The organism is Catellatospora tritici (assembly GCF_019083965.1).
Lineage (GTDB): Bacteria > Actinomycetota > Actinomycetes > Mycobacteriales > Micromonosporaceae > Catellatospora > Catellatospora tritici.
Window position 1 is genome coordinate 95,983 of record NZ_JAHRCY010000016.1, and the last position, 16,947, is coordinate 112,929.

The 16,947-nt window shown below is 68.4% G+C and carries 16 protein-coding genes; 9 read left to right on the forward strand and 7 right to left on the reverse strand.

Annotation, left to right across the window (positions count from 1 at the left end; translation table 11 throughout):
• Positions 1–515 precede the first annotated feature (515 nt).
• Together KUA19_RS29955 and KUA19_RS29960 are read right to left on the reverse strand one after the other, a co-directional pair.
• Positions 516–1,370: an MBL fold metallo-hydrolase gene (locus KUA19_RS29955; protein ID WP_217401285.1), complete on the reverse strand. Its 855-nt coding sequence runs from the start codon at positions 1,368–1,370 to the stop codon at positions 516–518.
• Between the two features lie 367 nt (positions 1,371–1,737).
• Entirely contained in the window at positions 1,738–2,115 is a 378-nt protein-coding gene (locus tag KUA19_RS29960) for a substrate-binding domain-containing protein (protein ID WP_217401287.1), read from the reverse strand.
• A 526-nt stretch (positions 2,116–2,641) separates the two neighbouring features.
• Between KUA19_RS29960 and KUA19_RS29965 the strand changes: the two genes are divergently transcribed.
• Both KUA19_RS29965 and KUA19_RS29970 read left to right on the forward strand, forming a co-directional pair.
• A complete protein-coding gene (locus KUA19_RS29965) occupies positions 2,642–4,363 on the forward strand; it encodes a putative bifunctional diguanylate cyclase/phosphodiesterase (protein ID WP_217401289.1) in 1,722 nt (573 codons plus the stop codon).
• A gap of 125 nt (positions 4,364–4,488) precedes the next feature.
• On the forward strand, positions 4,489–4,758 hold the full coding sequence (locus KUA19_RS29970) for a hypothetical protein (protein WP_217401291.1): 270 nt from the start codon (positions 4,489–4,491) through the stop codon (positions 4,756–4,758).
• A 22-nt stretch (positions 4,759–4,780) separates the two neighbouring features.
• Here KUA19_RS29970 and KUA19_RS29975 read toward each other — a convergent pair whose 3' ends face one another.
• Both KUA19_RS29975 and KUA19_RS29980 read right to left on the reverse strand, forming a co-directional pair.
• Complete coding sequence (locus KUA19_RS29975; RefSeq protein WP_217401293.1) at positions 4,781–5,206, reverse strand: tautomerase family protein; 426 nt, start codon at positions 5,204–5,206, stop codon at positions 4,781–4,783.
• Between the two features lie 36 nt (positions 5,207–5,242).
• Entirely contained in the window at positions 5,243–5,956 is a 714-nt protein-coding gene (locus KUA19_RS29980) for an SDR family oxidoreductase (protein WP_217401295.1), read from the reverse strand.
• Between the two features lie 79 nt (positions 5,957–6,035).
• Between KUA19_RS29980 and KUA19_RS29985 the strand changes: the two genes are divergently transcribed.
• The gene (locus KUA19_RS29985) at positions 6,036–6,617 is read left to right on the forward strand and encodes a winged helix-turn-helix transcriptional regulator (protein ID WP_254550336.1); all 582 of its coding nucleotides are present in this window, start codon (positions 6,036–6,038) and stop codon (positions 6,615–6,617) included.
• Positions 6,618–6,908: 291 nt separating this feature from the next.
• Positions 6,909–7,754, forward strand: coding sequence for an enoyl-CoA hydratase/isomerase family protein (locus tag KUA19_RS29990; protein WP_217401299.1), 846 nt, complete (start codon positions 6,909–6,911; stop codon positions 7,752–7,754).
• A 94-nt stretch (positions 7,755–7,848) separates the two neighbouring features.
• Here KUA19_RS29990 and KUA19_RS29995 read toward each other — a convergent pair whose 3' ends face one another.
• From KUA19_RS29995 to KUA19_RS30005, 3 genes are all read right to left on the reverse strand, one after another.
• The gene (locus KUA19_RS29995; RefSeq protein ID WP_217401301.1) at positions 7,849–8,568 is read right to left on the reverse strand and encodes a hypothetical protein; all 720 of its coding nucleotides are present in this window, start codon (positions 8,566–8,568) and stop codon (positions 7,849–7,851) included.
• A gap of 107 nt (positions 8,569–8,675) precedes the next feature.
• Complete coding sequence (locus tag KUA19_RS30000; RefSeq protein ID WP_217401303.1) at positions 8,676–9,215, reverse strand: TetR/AcrR family transcriptional regulator; 540 nt, start codon at positions 9,213–9,215, stop codon at positions 8,676–8,678.
• A 147-nt stretch (positions 9,216–9,362) separates the two neighbouring features.
• The gene (locus tag KUA19_RS30005) at positions 9,363–9,959 is read right to left on the reverse strand and encodes a GNAT family N-acetyltransferase (protein ID WP_217401305.1); all 597 of its coding nucleotides are present in this window, start codon (positions 9,957–9,959) and stop codon (positions 9,363–9,365) included.
• Positions 9,960–10,159: 200 nt separating this feature from the next.
• Here KUA19_RS30005 and KUA19_RS30010 point away from each other — a divergent pair, with 200 nt between their 5' ends.
• The 5 genes from KUA19_RS30010 (at position 10,160) to KUA19_RS30030 (ending at position 16,851) form a co-directional block, all read left to right on the forward strand.
• Positions 10,160–12,052, forward strand: a complete 1,893-nt coding sequence (locus KUA19_RS30010) for a sensor domain-containing diguanylate cyclase (RefSeq protein ID WP_217401307.1) — start codon at positions 10,160–10,162, stop codon at positions 12,050–12,052.
• A 102-nt stretch (positions 12,053–12,154) separates the two neighbouring features.
• Entirely contained in the window at positions 12,155–13,777 is a 1,623-nt protein-coding gene (locus tag KUA19_RS30015) for an FAD-dependent oxidoreductase (RefSeq protein WP_217401309.1), read from the forward strand.
• Positions 13,774–15,003, forward strand: a complete 1,230-nt coding sequence (locus KUA19_RS30020; RefSeq protein WP_217401311.1) for a cytochrome P450 — start codon at positions 13,774–13,776, stop codon at positions 15,001–15,003. Before KUA19_RS30015 ends, KUA19_RS30020 begins: the two co-directional genes overlap by 4 nt.
• A 280-nt stretch (positions 15,004–15,283) precedes the next feature.
• Positions 15,284–16,273, forward strand: a complete 990-nt coding sequence (locus KUA19_RS30025; RefSeq protein ID WP_217401313.1) for an alpha/beta fold hydrolase — start codon at positions 15,284–15,286, stop codon at positions 16,271–16,273.
• A 146-nt stretch (positions 16,274–16,419) separates the two neighbouring features.
• Complete coding sequence (locus tag KUA19_RS30030) at positions 16,420–16,851, forward strand: OsmC family peroxiredoxin (RefSeq protein ID WP_217401315.1); 432 nt, start codon at positions 16,420–16,422, stop codon at positions 16,849–16,851.
• Positions 16,852–16,947: the final 96 nt, after the last annotated feature.

Consider the following 16,947-nt stretch of genomic DNA (forward strand, 5'->3'; position numbering starts at 1 on the left):
CCGAAGGTCTCGCAGCGGCTGGATCGTGTCCGACTATGCCCGGACGGAGAAAGGCGAGACCTCCTCCTGGCCGCTTGCCCGGGTCGCGCTGGTCGGAAGCGGCCGCCAGCCGGGGACACCTCGCGAGCGTCGGGGTGCCCGCTGAGGTTGCGCCGACTTGTTCAGGTTTGAACTGGCAGTGGCACGCAGCACGACTTAGCCGAACATGGATCCGGCAGGGCTGGAGGGCCCCGTCGACACGACTAATACACCGTGTATCGGTCTCTCCGGACGCTGCTGGAAGCAAGGCACATGCTGTCGCCGCTGTCTTTGCCTGCGATGGGGTCAGTCACGACAGTACCCAGAGATTCACGAGCCGGCTGGGCGGACGTTGGCCGACGTCGGCGTGCTGCGACGGAATCGATGGCACCAGTGTCGGGTGCAGCGCGAGTGGCCGACATGCGTGACAACATCAGTGGGCCGTTCAGCTGCCAACGTGACGTCCAGCAACCGCCCCCGCCGCGGTCTCTGTTCGCTCACGACTCCGCTCGCAACTGTCGGGCGCTGAGCCAGACGGTGCCTGGGTTGACTCGGTCGGGGTAGCGCCGGGTCATCTCGTCGAAGAACTCGCGTGCTGTGGGCTTGTCGGCGATCACCTGGCGGGCGGTGTGCAGGTATTCGGCGGTCTCGTCGAGGATGGCCGGGTCGTCGCTGCGGTTGGGGTCCTTGTGGCCGGCGACCACGGCTGTGGGCCGTAGTGCGCGCACGATGTCGATGGCTTGTAGCCAGGCGTCGATCCCGCCGTTGAAGCCGCCGTCGGCGAGGTATTGGTGCACGTTGTTATAGGCGACGTCACCGGCGACGACCAACCCCAGTGCTGGCACGTGCAGCACGGTGGTGTCGTCGGTGTCGCTGTGGCCGACCTCGATCGCGTGCAGTTGGTGTCCTTCGAGGGTGAGGCCGTCGATGGGGACCGGCTGGGCGGTCACGGGGGTGTCGGCGATCTGGCCGGGGAGCATCTGGTCCCAGGTCGCCGCCCGGCCCGCAGCCATGGTGCGCATACGGCGGATCGTGCCCTCGGTGGCGTAGACCGTCGCACCGGGGAACCGTTCGGCCAGCGGCGACAGGCCGAACCAGTGGTCGCCGTGGCCGTGGGTGATGTAGACGTGGGTCAGCCGCTTTCCGGAGCGTTCGACCCAGTCACCGACCCGCCGGGCCTGCTCGGCAGTGGGCGGCACGTCGACCAGAACAGCGTCGGTGGTGCCGGAGATGAGGGTGGTCGAGATCGGTGACCACAGCAGTGGCGCTCCACTGGGCAGTGTGGCGGTCGTGGGGACCTGCTCTGAAACGAACACCTCGTACGACAGCGGTGCAGTGCTCGACTCGATCATGTTTTACTCCGCGTTGGATCGCGTAACATCCCGAGATAGAAGCTACTCGGCATACCAGGCTTTTTCTGACCAAACCACTTCGAGGCTTCGTGCCGCCCGCAGAGCCGGCATCCGCTGGACAGGGGAGGGCCATGGCCGTCGAAGCGCCGCCGGCGGCGTACACCTGCCCGCACACGTCCCCTTCAGCCTGGCAACCCAGGCGAACAGAATGTGTTTCATCAGCGGGAGCCCGCGCTGGGGTCCACGGATCGTTCAAGGCGAATACGCTGAGAGACGAAAGGTCGGTCATGCCTCAAACCATGCGCGCGCTCGTAGCCGGAAAGGTCAGCGAGCCCACCGACGTCCTGCGGCTGGAATCCCGGTCTGTTCACCACGGGTCTGCGACGTGATCACTCACTGACCGCAAGAGGCTGGCGACGCACGTCGGGTCGCTGCTGCCGCTGTTCAACCCCGGATCTTGTCCAGCTGTGCCAGCGCCTGCTGGCGCACCACCTCCGGCAGGCGCGAAGCCCGGCCAGTCGATGGTTTCACCGCTGCCCAGGCGCCAGGAACGCGCTGCGGCGAGGAGGTACCTGGTGAAGTTGTCGGTGGTGCCTGAGCCGTCGGCGCGGTGGACGACCGTGATGGCCTGGTCCGGCAGGGCCATCGCCGGGTTGTCGGCGGCAATCGCCGGGTCGTTCCAGTTGGTGATGTCACGCTGGAAGACCCCGGCCAGGGTGTCTGCACGCAGTCGCAGGTCGGCCATGCCGGTGAAGGTGTTCGGCGATCACGCGCTGGTAGAACGCGTCCGGCAGGCTCGCCCCGGAGCCTTGGAGCTGACCGGACAGGTCATCGGCGCCAGGGAGCGACGGGCTCGGTACGGCACCGTCGCCACAGCCTGCCAACAGCCCCAGTGCCAGGGCGCTCACGGCTAGCAGGCGCAGCAGTTCCCTTCGCTTCATGGCGGCTCCTTCGCCGCTGAACAGGAAGAATACGACTTGCCTAACCTTGCCGATCATAGGCCGGTAGGACCGGATACTCAGACTTGCCGGGCCGACGGCGGCGCGCACACCGGTCGCGTCGATCCAGGACACGGTCGCAGCCGGCTCGGTTCGGCTGCCGTCGCCGTACTCGTCCACAACCGGACTGGCGGCCCGCGGCGTCGACAATGCGCGGGCTCGCATGTGCGAAACGGGGTGCCACGGTGATAGGTAGTGGTTGGACATCAGCGTCGCAGACATCAACGGTCGGCGGACCCGGTGCTGTGTTCGCATCGGCGCGGGAGGCGATGTATGGCGACAGGAATCGGGGTCTTGGCTCGTGAGGCCCTAATGGTCGAGGCGCGGCAGACGTGCGAGCTGCTGGAGGCGATGTTCCGCCGGCGGGCGGACCTGGCCTCGGTGGTTGTCGCCGACAGCGGCCGGCTCGGTCTGGTGATGCGGGGCGCGTTCGATCAGACGATGTCCGGCCCGTACGGGTACGGGCGCGCGCTGTGGGGACCGCGTCCGGTGGCGATGGCCGCGGACTGGAGCCCGCTGCGCCTGTCGGCGAACACCACGGTCGCCGCCGCGTCCCATCTGCTGCGGACCCGGGCCGAGCAGCACCGATACGACGACATTCTGGTCGATCTGGACGGCGGCGGCATCGGTACCGTCTCGGCCGCCCGGCTGTTCGACGCTCTGGCCAACGAGTTCGCCGATCGGGCCATCCGCGACGAGTTGACCGGGCTGGTCAACCGGGCGCACTTCCTGGACCTGCTGGTGGCGGCCTGCGGCAGTGCCGACTTCGGTGGTGACCGGGTCGTCGTGGTCTTCCTCGACCTGGACGGCATGAAACGGATCAACGACTCCCGCGGCCACCAGGCAGGCGACCTCGTGCTGGCCAACGTCGGTCGGCAGCTTCGCGAAGCCGCCCGGCCGGGCGAGGTCGCCGCACGGCTGGGCGGCGACGAGTTCGCGGTCCTGTCGCGCATTCCCCGCCAGGTCGCCGCGGAGCCGACCGCGTTGGAACTGGGCAGGCGCTACCTGCTGGCGATCGCGGCCCGCGACGGCCGCCACGACCCGGCCGTGCACCCCTACGCGAGTGTCGGCGTGGCGGTGTCCGGACAGCGCAGCGATCCGCAGACCCTGGTCAGCGAGGCCGACATGGCCATGTACCGGGCCAAGCAGGGCGGCGGCAACCAGGTCGAGCTGGCCGTCGGAGTCGAGGCGGGGCTGGGCTGGGACCTGGAGGCCGTCGACCGCACCGTCGCGCAGGCTGTGCAGTACGGCGAGCTGCGGATGCACTACCAGCCGATCGTGCGGATCGCCGACCGGGCCGTGGTGTCGGTGGAGGCGCTGGTCCGCTGGCAGCACCCGACCATGGGTTTGATCTCGCCGGGGCGGTTCCTGCCCGGCGCGCGCCGGGGCGGGCACCTGCCGCTGCTTGACCGGTGGGTGCTGCAGCAGGCGTGCACCGACCTGGTCGAGCGGACGGCGCGACTGGGCGCGGCGGCGCCACCGCGGGTCAATGTGAACCTTTCGCCGCCGACACTGGCCGGGGACTTCGACGGGCTGGTCGTCTCGACCCTGCAGCGTTCGGGGCTGCGGCCGGATCGGCTGCGGTTGGAGCTGCCCGAAGACGCCGACCTGCAGACGCTGGCCGGCGCAGGGCCGCGTCTGGAGCGGCTGATCGCCCATGGGGTGGGTGTGACACTGGACGACATGGGTGCCGGCTCGACCAGCCTGCGCTATCTGTCCACGTTGACGATCCACGGCATCAAGATCGATCAAGCGTTCGTGGCAGGGCTGCTGCACAACCCCCGCGACCACACGGTGGTCAAACTCCTCACCGACCTCGGGCACGGCCTGGGCCTGCACGTGACCGCCGAGGGAGTCGAGACCGCCGAGCAGCTCAGCGCACTGGCCGCGCTCGGTGTCGGGTACGCGCAGGGATACCATCTGGCCGCGCCCCAGCCTCTGGACGCGCTGTGTTCGACACTTGCCGTCACCGCCGGAGGCCATGGCCGGCCCTGAGCCCCGACGCCGGCAGGCCGAGTGCCCCTTTACGATCCGGTAACCTGCGCTGAACTGATCAATACGCGGTTGCGGAAGGTATGTCGTGGCCGGCACCCAGCAGCGGAGGCCACGTGGCGGATGACATGCCCAGCGTTCGTCTGCTGCAGGTCCTCAAGACCTACTGCGAGTCGCTGGACCCACTCGGCATCAGCGATCTGCGTCTGGCGCTGCGGTCCGGACGCTACCCATGGCTTCGCGACGAGCTACGCCACGTGCTCGATCACGACCTGATCAGCGAACAGCAGTGGACCTTCCTACTGGGGGAGGCGGGCGGCGGTCAGCAGTCCGACCGGCGCCGCAGCCTGTGGCAGGCGCTGTTTCCCGACGACCGGTACCCGCCCACCGCGCCCTGATCCGGACGGTGTGCGCCGATGCTCAATAAGGGGAGGTCGTGTTGTTGTCTGCCCACAGCTTCTCGGCGTCGGAGCCTCCGGGCGGCGGCACGATCCCGTTGATCATCCAGAGGTCCTCGCTGGTCTCGTCAACGTGGAACTCCCAGTGCAGGCCGGCTATGTGCTCGAGGTGGGGCTGCAGTATGGCCTTGACCCACTGGGCGGTCCGGCGGCGGCTTTCCTGGTCGGGGTTGTGGCGGGCGATGTGGTCGATGGTGATGCGGACCCCGGCCGGGGTGGGCTCACCTCCGACGTAGAAGTTTTCGGGCCGGGTTTCATGGAACAGCGTGATCACGTAGAAGCGGGGTAGCCCGATCTGTTCGTAGTGGTCGGTGATCCGGGAGGCGAGTCGGTGCTTTTCGTCGTCGGTGAAGGTTCCAGGTGTGTGATGGATGCTCCACAGCGGCATGGCGGTTCAGTGCTCCTTGTGTGTCGGTAGCCGTTGTCAGCGGGCGAACGAGAAGGTCAAGCGCTCTACGGGGCCGGCCAGCGCGGCTTTGGCTGCGACGGTGACGTCGTCGGCGAGCACCTCGGTGGCGCCGGCCTCCAGGCCGTCGACGATCCGTGCCGCTATGTCGGCCGGCGTCGCCTTCGGCAGGTCCATGGTGGCGACCATCTCAGTGTCGATGAACCCTGCGTGCGCGCCGACGACCTGGGTGTTCTGGTGCGCCAGTTCGAGCCGGAGCGAGTTCGTGACGGACCACGCTGCCGCCTTGGACGCCCCGTAGGCGCCGCTGCCGGCCAGCCAGGACAGCACGGAGTGCATGTTCACCAGCGCGCCTCCACCGTTTGCGGCCAGGATCGGCGCGTACGCCCGTGCCACCCGCAGCAGTCCGAAGACGTTGACGTCGAACATCTCGGTGGCGCGCTCGAGGTCACCTGTCAGCAGTGGAGCCGCAAGCAGGACCCCGGCGTTGTTGAACACGATGTCCGCGTCGGCAGTGGCCTTCGCGAGGGCGGCGACCGACGACGCCGAGCGGACTTCGAGCTCCGCGGTGAACACCTCTGGGCGCTCGTCGACGTATGCCGAACGTGCGGTCGAGTACACCTTCCGTGCCCCGCGCGACAGCACCTCGTCTACCAGAGCCGCGCCGAGTCCCCGTCGGCCTCCGGTCACCACAACCACTCTGCCTTCTACCGCGACCACGACATCTCCCACCTGAGTAATGACATCGTTAGTCAGCATATCTCGCCTGGCGCTGGGTAACGCAAGTGTTAGTTACACTGGCTGTGTGGCGATGAACTTCGAGGAGCGGCTGCGGGACCGGGACGCGTGGCCGATCGGCGACGAATGCTCGGCCCGACGAGTGCTGGACCTCCTGCTCGGTACCAAGACGGCCTTCCTGGTGGTGCGCGAGTGCTTCTACGGCACCACCAGGTTCGACGACTTCGTGGCGCGGATCGGCACCTCGGCGCCCGCGGTCTCACGAGCGATCACCCAGCTCAAAGCCGCACAGATCATCACTCCCGTCGCCTACCGGGAGGCCGGCAGCCGGCCCCGCGACGAGTACCGGCTGACCAAGGCCGGCGAGGACCTGCTGCCGATCCTGCTGTCACTGACACAGTGGGGCGACACCTACCTGCAGGAAGGCCATCCGCCCCTGGCGTTCGTCGAGGCCGACACCGGCCGTCCGATCCGGGTCCGCGTGACCGCCGAGCCGGCGCCGGAGACGGCGTCCGAGGACATCGAGATCAGGCTCAACCCGGACGCCCGTCCGCAACTGGCGGCCGCGACCGGCGGCGCCCACGCACACCGCACCTTTGGGGTCCGCCGCTCTACCGATCACGGTGGAGTTCCCGCGGCCGACTCCGCCGGCTGACCACGGACACCGCGGTGGGGGCCGCGAACTGCCTGGCCGCCGAGCGCCCCCAGCAGATGATCACGCGAGTCGGGCCATCGGCCTCGGAACCCCTCGCGAGCAAATGCTTGGTGTGCCGAGTCTGCGTGCACAGCTTTACTTTCGCCGGAACTGCGCAAGTCGGGTCGCTGTCACGATAGCTTGATCACGGGACCTCTGGGTCCAGCGCCGGCGCCACCCCCGTTCTTTGACCGGGTGGGGACGTGAAAGGCGATACCGGCGCAAGCCAGTGACCGAATCCGAGGTGACCTGGTGGCTCTGGAGACACTCGACGTCCGCAGTGAAGGATCGGTTCTGTTCGCCGCGATCACCGCGCCGCCGATGAACCTGCTGGGACCGGAACTGGTCCGCGACCTGATATCGCTCATTCAAACAGCCGAAGCCGACGGCGACGTCCGGGTTCTGGTGTTCAGCAGTGCCGACCCGGACTACTTCATATCCCACGTCGACGTGACCCAGATCGCGCGATACCGGGCCGAAGCGGCCAAGCTCGTAGGCGAGCCGTCGATCGGGCTGCTGTTCCGCCGTCTGGCCGAAAGCCCGCTGGTCAGCATCGCGCAGATCGAAGGCCGCGTCCGCGGCGCGGGCAGCGAGTTCGTACTGGGCTGCGACATGAGATTCGCCGCGCGGGAGTCAGCGCTGTTCTGCCAGTTCGAACAGGCCTTCGGTGCCATTCCCGGTGCCGGCGGTGTTCAACACCTGACTCGCCTCATGGGCCGGGCAAGAGCACTCGAGGTCATGCTGAGCGCACAGGACTACGACGCCGAACTTGCCGAACGATACGGCTGGATCAACCGCGCGCTGCCCGCTGCCGAACTGCCGGACTTCGTCGACGCGCTCGCCCACCGCATCGCCGGGTTCCCCGCCGCCGCCCACATCATGCTCAAAGACCGTGTCAACGCGATCACGCTCGCGTCCGTGGAAGAATTTCGTCGCGACTCAGACCTGTTCGCCCAGGGTATGACCACTCCTGAGGGCGCAAGCCGGACCAAGAGCGCGATGCAGCGTGGCTTCCAGACCCGAGACGCCGAGATCGACCTACCGGGCATGCTCGCGACTCTGACCGAACCCGTCAACGAGCCCCGGTCGGAGCCCTGAGGCTGGGGATTTCGGCTGCGCTGGCGCTCGTTGCGAGAAGTCCCGTCATGGGTCAGGCCAACTGCGCAGCCTAACGCTCTCCCTAACATTTCCTTCAGCAGAAGCGGATGTCGCTGAGGTCGATCGAGACCATGACCTCGTCTGGGAGAGGGCGGCCGTCGCCGTCCCGGCGGTAGGCACGGCGTTTGGTGGGCAGCACGATGCCGCCGGCCCCGACGCGGTCATAGACGTACTGGGCCGCGGCGAAGCCGCCCGCGACGTCGACGTGGTAGTCGTGCCGGCGAAGCAGGTGGTCAGGGCCGAAGTAGAAGTCCTGGTCGGTGCTGTGGCTGGCGATCTGCGGCGGGAAGGTGGCGCGCAGTCCTCGCCATGTTTCGTCGCGTTCGCGCCACGGCTCGATCTCGCTGACGGTGACGCCGGGCTTCGCGAGCAGGAATGGCGTGGTGAGGTAGGTCCACATCGCGTAGCCGTTGAAGTAGGCGCGGTCCAGCGGATCCCAGGGCGTGTCCAGAACGTGGCCGGCGAACGATTCCCGAGGGTCCCTGCGTTCGACCACCACCTGCCCGTCGAGCTTTTCGATGGCCACTCGCCCGGGGGTGAAGTCGGTCTTCTGGTCGGGGGCGCCGAACGGCGTGACCGAGGCGTGCTCCTCATGGAGCCATACGGTCATCTCACGCGGTGCTGGATCCTGCGGCAGGCCCTTGAGAACGAACAGCGCACCACCGCTGACGACCGTCGTCCGGACCTGGGACAGCTCGCGCCACCGCCTGATCCCTCCGTGGGCGTCGATCGCCAGGTTGAGTAGCTCGTTCATCTGCGTCTCCAAACGGAAGGTGCTCGTCGGTGGCAGCAGGACACCGAGATCAGACAAAGTTCACTTACGTACGAGACCGCCACAGCTTCACCGGCAGGTCAACCTCGCTACTTGAACAGGCGGTTGACCAGATCCGCAGCCAGGTCTTCGTCGAGAGTCCAGGGCATGTACAGCACCCGGAACACGATCGGCGCCATCACATGGTCGATCACCTCGTCGGCGACGACCGCGCTGTCGGCCCGATCAACCAGGACCGCTGCCTCGTCACGGCGATCACGCAGGCAGTCCGAGGCGCCGGTTCCGGTCGATGCGGCACCGCAGCGCAGCAGCGCCGCGACACCCGGGTCGCGGAAGTGCGCGACGATCTCGCGCGCCCACTGCGTCAGGTCCTGCCGCAGGTCGCCGGTGTCAGGTAACGGCCGGTCCGGGGAAAGCCGATACACCACCAGGTCGTCGATCATGGCCGCCGCGTCGCCCCAGCGTCGGTAGATGCTGGACGGGTTGACGCCCGCACGCTCAGCGACCATGGGAATAGTCACCCGATCACGGCCGCGCTCCTGCACCAACTCCTCAACCGCCAAACGGACAGCGGTCACCACGGCGGCACTACGGCCTCCGGTGCGGCGGACAGGCGAGGTGGTGGACATGGCCTATTGATCAACGCAGAGGCACGCGCCCTGAATTCCGGCCCTGACGGCTGCGGACTCCCAGAGGGCAGCGCGCTGCCGACCACACGCGCCTCAGAAGAATCTGGGACCGTTCGGGCCCGGTACGAACAACGACGGCCGGCGGCTCTAGTCCGACAGCGCGGCGACATCGATGCCAAGCTCAGCCGCGCGCAGGTATTCGGTCTCGGCGTAGGGCTGTTTCATCAGCGCACTCGTGGCAGCCCAGGCCCTCGTGTCGGCTGCATGCCTGATGAGAGGCACGAAGCCGAAGCTGCGATACAGATTGATGGCCGGTAGCCGTTGCGTGAGCGTGTATAGCGCCACCCGGGTGTGGCCAAGAGACGCCAAGCGGGCGCAGCAGGCCGCCAGCAGCGGCTTGGCCAACCCGCGGCCCTGAGCTCGAGGGACGATCAGCATCCAGTTGAGTTTGCCGAGGCTCGGTTCGTCGAGGTTCTCGAACCACCAGGCGGTGGCCGTGCCCACCGGCTCGCCGGAGCCGTCGCAGACGAACGCCTGCCGCCGTCGGAGTTCATCGGGGTACGCGACGTACAGGCGCTCGTGGTAGTCCGGCGGGGCGTGATGATGCGTGTCGGACGCGGACTTGATCGCCATCCAGTGCCGGGCGTCGCCCTCGCGGTACCAGCGGAGCGTGTACGGCTCGGGCAGCTCCGACGGTGGCAGGTCGTCAAGGTGCGGGCGGATCATCATGATGCGGTTCGACACGGAGATCAACCTTGCCACACCTGTTTCCGGCATCAGGTCCCGGTGCTGGTGGCGGCGACCCCGGCCGCTGAGCGGGCGTAATGTGAAAGGCCGGGTGGGCGTACGCGCGAGTGCGGCGGCACGGATACGAGTGAGGCAGAGTAGCCGCTGCTTGCGCTGGTTGCTGCCGCGGCTTGACGTGTCACGCCTGGGGGTGACGGATGGAGACATCCGCACGGGCACAACACCAGGACCGCAGGGTGGACCGGATCCTGGCGGCGCTCGGCATCGTGGCACTGCTCCTGGTCCCCGCTGTGTTCGGCGGAATGGTGGCCGCCCCGGCGCCGGATCTGGCCGATGCCGCCGTCTGGGTGCTGTTCGTCTGGCAGTGCAGACAGGTCGTCACGATGCCGGGGGCCGCGCGGGACGTCCGGGTGTTCTGGCGCACGCTCAGCCTCGGCGGTGCCCTGCTGGCGCTGGCGCACCTGACATACGGGATCGCCCGCACCGTCGGCGCCCCGCCCAGAGATCCTTTACGGCTGGCCGCTATGGCGCTCATCGCGGCGGCCGTCGCCACGGTCGGCTGGGCCATCGTCGCCTACCCGTTGCGGGTGCCCCGGCGTGACCGGCCGCGGCTACTGCTCGATGTGGCCACGGTGATGACCGCGCTGACGATGCTGGCGTGGTACCTGTGGCTGCCCGAGGGTGCCCCCGAAGGCGACGCCGTCCAGGACGGGCTGAGCCTGCTCGCCTGTGTGCTGGCGCTGCTCGGAGTCACCGCTGGGGTCAAGCTCGCGCTGGGCGGGTCCGCGCCGTGGACGGTCCCGGCCGGCGTCCTACTGGGTGGCGGGGTGCTTGTCGGGTCGTGGTCGTTGGCCAACCTGGTCAGCCTGGGCCCGGACGAGATCAGCGTGGTGTACGCCGCCCAGCTGGTGGCCGCGGTGCTGTACGCCATGGGGGCGCGGGCGCAATGGCTTCGAATGCGTACCGAGCCCACCGGCCGGAGCGTGCGCCAACGTGCGCTGAACAGCCCGCTGCCGTACCTCGCCATCGCCGTAGCGCTGATCTTGCTGGTGGCCGTGCTCGTGCATGAAGGGCTCACGATGCGGGGCTGGGGCATGCTCGTGGGCGTGGTCGCCGTGGCGGTGTTGGCCATGCTGCGGCAGAACCTCGCCTTCGGCGAAAACACCCGGCTGCTGGCGCGTCTTCGGGCCGCCATGCGCGCCATGCGCCAGCAAGAGGAGCGCTTCCGAAGCCTGGTGCAGAACGCATCCGACCTGACCCTGCTGCTCGACCCCGACGGCACCATCCGGTACGCCAGCCCCGCGCTGCGTGACCTGCTCGGCGTCGACCCGCGCCACGCGCTGGGCCGGCCGTTGACCGCGCTGGCTCCCGAGGCCGCAGCGGCCATCGAGCAGCTCATCGCCGACGTGCTGGCCCAGCCGCGCTCCGCCCGACGTGCGCAGCTATTCGTGCCGCAGGCCGACCCCGGCCCACGCTGGCTGGAAGCGCTGGCCACCAACCGTCTGGACACCTCGGGCGTCAGCGGCATCATCGTCAACGTCCACGACGTCACCGACTCGCGCAGACTCGAGCAGCGGCTGCGGGAGCAGGCCACCCACGACCAGCTCACGGGGCTGCCCAACCGGGTCATGCTCAACGAACGGATCCAAAGCATGCAGCACCGGCAAGGCGAGTCCGAGCGCCACGACGCCGTGCTCATGCTGGACCTCGACGACTTCAAATCCGTCAACGACGCCCTCGGCCACAAGGCGGGCGATGGTTTGCTGATCGTCGTCGCGCAGCGGCTGCGCCGCAATGTCCGCCCGGCCGACCTTGCGGCGCGGGTCGGCGGCGACGAGTTCGTGGTGCTGCTCAGCGACACCACCAGGGACGGCGCTCTCGCCACCGCTGAGCGCATCCGCGCGGCCCTGTCCGAGCCGGTGACGGTGGGCGAGCACCAGTTGTCGACGGGCGCCAGTATCGGCGTGGCGCTCGGCTCGGTCGACCGGTTCGACGACCTGCTTCGCGACGCCGACGCCGCCATGTACACGGCCAAACGCAGCCCCGGCGGGGCGCGAGTCCACGTCGCAGACGGCGATACGCAGCCGTAGCGGCGACCGCTGGGCGACGTAATCAATCAATACCCGAACTAACGGGAGACCAGGCGGATAGGCTTCGATCTGATGTGGTCAACCTCCGAGGAGGAGGACACCATGAGAGTGGTCGTGGACCTCACCCGGTGCCAGGGCTATGCCCAATGCGCGTTCCTGGCGCCAGAGGTATTTCATATGGTCGGCGATGAGGCGCTGATGTTCGACCCCGCGCCCGACGACAGTCTCCGCAAACGGGTGCTGCGCGCAGCCGCGGCCTGCCCGGTGCAGGCGCTGCAGGTCGACACGAGCATCGCGCCGCGCCGCGAGAACCCGCCGGCCGCCACATCGAGCCGCAAGACCGAAGACCTCAGACGAAACGGCCGCATTGTCATCGTGGGCGCCTCGCTGGCGGGCTTGCGCGCCGCCGAGATGCTGCGCAGCGAGGGCTTCACCGGCAAACTCACCATGGTCGGCGACGAGCCGCACGACCCCTACGACCGGCCGCCGCTGTCCAAGCAGGTGCAGACCGGCTTGGTCAGCTCCGCCGACACCTCTCTGCCGCGCCGCTGCGACATAGACGCCGAGTGGCGTCTGGGTACCGCCGCGACCGGGCTGGACCGTCAGCGCAACGTGGTTACCCTCGCCGACGGCGCCGAAATAGAGTTCGACCGCGTCCTGATCAGCACCGGTGTACGCGCCCGGCCCTGGCCCGTGGCGCGCGAGGCCGAACTCGACGGCGTGTTCACATTGCGCACCCGCGAGGACGCCGCTGGGCTGCGCGAGAAGCTGATGGCCAAGCCCCGGCGGGTGCTCGTCATCGGCGCGGGGTTCACTGGCTCGGAGATGGCCTCGGTCTGCGCCGAGCTGGGCATCCCCGTCACCGTCGCCCAGTCCGGCCCGTACCCGCTGTACGGTGCGCTCGGCGCGGTCATCGGCCGGATCTCCGCCGAGATCATGCGCGAGCGGGGCGTGGACCTGCGCACCGACACCAGGGTCACGTCGCTGGAAGGCGACGGCGGCAAGCTGCGGCGTGCGCACCTGTCCGACGGCACCGTCGTCGACATCGACGTGGCGGTGGTGGCGCTGGGCGGCATCCGCAACGTGGAGTGGCTGGCCGGTTCGGGTCTGGCGGTGGGGGAGTGGGGACTGGCGTGCGACACCGGCTGCCGCGCGTTCGACGCCAATGCGCTGGTCACTGACGACGTGTTCGTCGCCGGGGACGTCGCCCGCCAGCGGCAGCCGATGTTCAACTACCAGTACGTGACACTCGAGCACTGGAGCAACTCGGTCACCCAGGCCGAGGTCGCCGCGCACAACATGATCAGCGCCGAGAGCGACCGGTGGCCGCACCTGGCAGTACCCGCCTTCTGGTCCCTGCAGTTCGGCAACAACATCAAGTCGGTGGGCGCGCCACCGATCGCCGACCAGATCGCCGTCACCCAGGGCTCGGTCGCCGACCGGCGCTTCATCGCCGCGTACGGCTACAACGGCCGCGTCGTCGGCGCGGTCAGCTTCAACCTGGGCCGCCGCCTGGACTACTACGCGGGCCTGATCGAACAGGCCGCGCCGTTCCCCCTCGGGCACGAGCTGACCAACTCCTCCGACGATCCTTCGCCGGTGTCCGCGGAGTTCCCGGAGCGGGCATTCCCGGGCTACGAAGCCACGGTGGTCGTCACCGGCCAGGATCCCAGCGAGCGGAAGGCCACCCTGGTGCACGCCACGCTGGCCAGGAGGAACCGATGAGCCAGCCGAGCATCTTCGACCAGGTCCTCGACTTCGCCAACCGGGCCGACCCGTACCCGCTCTACCGGCAGCTGCGCGAGCAGCCGGTGCGCCGAGAGGCCGACGGCACGTTCGTGGTCAGCACCTACCGCGAGGTCGCGTCGCTGTTGCACGACCCGCGGTTCAGCAACGACAGGACCAAGCTGCGGCCCGAGTACGCCGGCAAGATCCCGCCCGATGAGGTGTCCGGGGCGAGTTTCATCCGCACCGACCCGCCGGAGCACGATCGGCTGCGGCGCATCGTCACCCGCCAGTTCGGGCCGCCGAACCGCCCGACCCGCATCGCCGACCTGGAGCCCGACCTCGAACGCATCGTGACCCGCCTGATCGACGGGCTCGCCGACCAGCATGAGGCCGACATCGTCGGTGACCTGGCCTACCCGTTCCCGGTCGCGGTCATCTGCGACCTGCTTGGCGTGCCGGCCGAGGACGAGCCGCGCTTTCGCGAATGGGTGGACCCGATCGTCGACTCGATCAGTCAGCTGACCCCGGACCGGGTCGCCAGGCGCAAAGACGCCGCCCGCGACCTGGGCGCCTACCTGTCAGGGCTGGCCGAGCAGCGGCGGCAGAATCCTGGCCCGGACATGCTGTCCGGGTTCGTCACCGACGACGGGCCCGAGGGGCGCCTGGACGAACAAGAGCTGATCCCGGCGCTGATGCTGCTCCTGGTAGCCGGGCATGAGACCACGGTCAACCTGATCGCCAACGGCACGCTGACGCTGCTGCGCCACCCGCAATGGCTGGAGCGACTGCGCCAAGACCCGGAGTCGAGCATCCGCGTGGTCGAGGAGCTGCTGCGCTACGAGCCGTCGGTGCAGTTCCTGCCGGACCGGACCTGCGTGGCCGACATCGAGATCGCCGGGACGACCATCCCCAAGGGTGCGCCGCTCACGCTGATGCTGGCCGCGGCCAACCGCGACCCGGCGCACGTGCGCGACCCCGACATGTTCGACCCTGACCGCGACGACAACGAGCACCTCGGTTTCGGCAGCGCCACGCACTACTGCTTCGGTGCACCGCTGGCGCGGCTGGAAGCACAGATCGCACTGACCCAGATCGCGCAGCGGCTGGCCGACCTGCGTCTGGTCGAGGACCCGCCGCCCTACCGGCCCAGCCCCGTGCTACGCGGGCCGATCCACCTGCCCGTCACCTACGACAAGGTCACACCGGTCGAAGCCATGAGCTGACCGCCGCCCCATCGCACATGGAGAGTGCCATGCCCGTCTTCATGCGCACGTTCCGCGACACCGCTTCTCACGGGAGCAGAAGCTGGCATCGCTCGCCGACGCGCTCAGCCAGGACTCTGGGTCGCGTCTTCAGCGCAGGTCGAGTCGTTGCCTGAAGTGCGAAGTTCCGACTGGGTATGGCGTCTGCGGCAAATGTCGACCAACGCGGCCCGTATTGCAAGCAGGATCAGCCTGTATGGGCGTGCTTCGCGATAAAGTGACGGACTTCGTAGGGGATCGTATGGCGGGCGACGTCCAGCACAGGTACATCACGGTCAACGGCGTCAGGCTGCACGTCGCCGAGCAGGGAACGGGCCCGCTGGTTCTACTGCTGCACGGATTCCCGGAGAGCTGGTACTCGTGGCGGCATCAGTTCGGCCCGCTGGCCGCGGCAGGATACCGGGTCGTCGCCCCTGACCAGCGTGGATACGCCCGCAGCGACCAGCCCGAAGACGTGCAGGCCTACAGCCTGCTCCATCTCGCCGGCGACGTCATCGGGCTCATCGACGCGCTCGGCGAGCAGGCGGCGGTGCTCGTCGGCCACGACTGGGGCGCCCCGGTCGCCTGGGTGACCGCGATGCTGCGCCCGGACGTCGTACGCGCGGTGGCGGGCCTGAGCGTCCCGCCGGTCCTGCCCGCAGGGATGACTCCGCCGTCGGTCACCCGCAACAGCTTCGGCGACGGCTACTACCAGGTCGTCTTCCAGCAGCCCGGGGTAGCTGACGCCATGCTGGCCCAAGACCCGGCGACCACATTCCGCCGGTTACTGGCCGGCGCCTCGGGCGACAGCCCATCCAGCGATCCGCCCCGCCCATGGATCGTCCCCGACCAGGGCACGCTGCTGGACGTGATGCCTGACCCGATACGACTGCCGAACTGGCTCACCGAAGACGACATCGAGGCCTTCGTGGCCGACTACTCCCGCCACGGCGACCGAGCCTTCACCGGCGGCCTCAACTGGTACCGCAACATCGAACGCAACTGGGAACTGCTCGCGGCGTTCCGCGGCCGCCGGATCGAGGTGCCCGCGCTCTACCTCGCCGGAGACCGCGACATGGTCGTCGGCCTGCGCGGCGTCGAGGCCACCTTGAACACCGTAGAGCAGGCGGCGCCACGGCTGTGGCGCGCCCTGATCCTGCCCGGCTGCGGCCACTGGACCCAGCAGGAACGCCCCAACGAAGTCAACCGGGAACTCGTGGACTTCCTTACCTGGCTGTCCACGACGCCATGAACGACCCTTATCCGAGCACTACCTTCATCGGCGGTCACTTGTTGCGGTCCGCCGGGAAGGCTCCCGAGCGGGCACAGCCGCCGCGAGGTCACCGGCGCGCCCGGGACCTGGGCGCTGCAGCGCCCCATCAGGTGAAGGAGTGAGATATGCGCACGGTAAGCGGCCACTCGGACTGGACTGGAACGCTCCAGGACGGTGCCGGAACAATCTCTACCACCAGCGCCACCCTCGATGCCGTGCCATACACGTACGCGAGCCGCTTCGAGGGGGCCGAGGGAGCTTGCCCGGAAGAGCTGCTCGCGGCGGCATATGCTGCCTGCTACAACCAGGCCCTGTCCAACATCTCCGGCAAGGAAGGCTCCCAGATCGCCTCGGTGACCACCACAGCAGACGTGACAATGGGTGTCGATGACCGAGGTCCCGCGATCGTCGCCCTGCACCTCACTGTCGAGGCGAAGGGCCCCGGGATGTCACAGCAGATCTTCCAACACCTGGCCGAACAGGCTCGACTCCGCTGTGCGTTTTCGAAGGTGCTCGTCATCGATCCGACCATGACTGCGAAGCTGGCACCCCAATAACGGCTATGCAACCTCGTCGGCGACGGCCAACCACGACCCTATTCACATAGCCATCGCAGTCGATCGTGGATCGCTAAATATCCAGTGCGGCGTTAT

What these genes read in the sequence shown, in the direction of transcription:
- KUA19_RS30000 (WP_217401303.1), bottom strand. Translation starts at nt 9,215, where the DNA reads ATGTCCACCACCTCGCCTGTCCGCCGCACCGGAGGCCGTAGTGCCGCC.
- KUA19_RS29960 (WP_217401287.1), bottom strand. Translation starts at nt 2,115, where the DNA reads ATGGCCGACCTGCGACTGCGTGCAGACACCCTGGCCGGGGTCTTCCAG.
- KUA19_RS29985 (WP_254550336.1), top strand. Translation starts at nt 6,036, where the DNA reads ATGAACTTCGAGGAGCGGCTGCGGGACCGGGACGCGTGGCCGATCGGC.
- KUA19_RS30030 (WP_217401315.1), top strand. Translation starts at nt 16,420, where the DNA reads ATGCGCACGGTAAGCGGCCACTCGGACTGGACTGGAACGCTCCAGGAC.
- KUA19_RS29965 (WP_217401289.1), top strand. Translation starts at nt 2,642, where the DNA reads ATGGCGACAGGAATCGGGGTCTTGGCTCGTGAGGCCCTAATGGTCGAG.
- KUA19_RS29970 (WP_217401291.1), top strand. Translation starts at nt 4,489, where the DNA reads ATGCCCAGCGTTCGTCTGCTGCAGGTCCTCAAGACCTACTGCGAGTCG.
- KUA19_RS29995 (WP_217401301.1), bottom strand. Translation starts at nt 8,568, where the DNA reads ATGAACGAGCTACTCAACCTGGCGATCGACGCCCACGGAGGGATCAGG.
- KUA19_RS30020 (WP_217401311.1), top strand. Translation starts at nt 13,774, where the DNA reads ATGAGCCAGCCGAGCATCTTCGACCAGGTCCTCGACTTCGCCAACCGG.
- KUA19_RS30025 (WP_217401313.1), top strand. Translation starts at nt 15,284, where the DNA reads ATGGCGGGCGACGTCCAGCACAGGTACATCACGGTCAACGGCGTCAGG.
- KUA19_RS29975 (WP_217401293.1), bottom strand. Translation starts at nt 5,206, where the DNA reads ATGCCGCTGTGGAGCATCCATCACACACCTGGAACCTTCACCGACGAC.
- KUA19_RS30015 (WP_217401309.1), top strand. Translation starts at nt 12,155, where the DNA reads ATGAGAGTGGTCGTGGACCTCACCCGGTGCCAGGGCTATGCCCAATGC.
- KUA19_RS30010 (WP_217401307.1), top strand. Translation starts at nt 10,160, where the DNA reads ATGGAGACATCCGCACGGGCACAACACCAGGACCGCAGGGTGGACCGG.
- KUA19_RS29955 (WP_217401285.1), bottom strand. Translation starts at nt 1,370, where the DNA reads ATGATCGAGTCGAGCACTGCACCGCTGTCGTACGAGGTGTTCGTTTCA.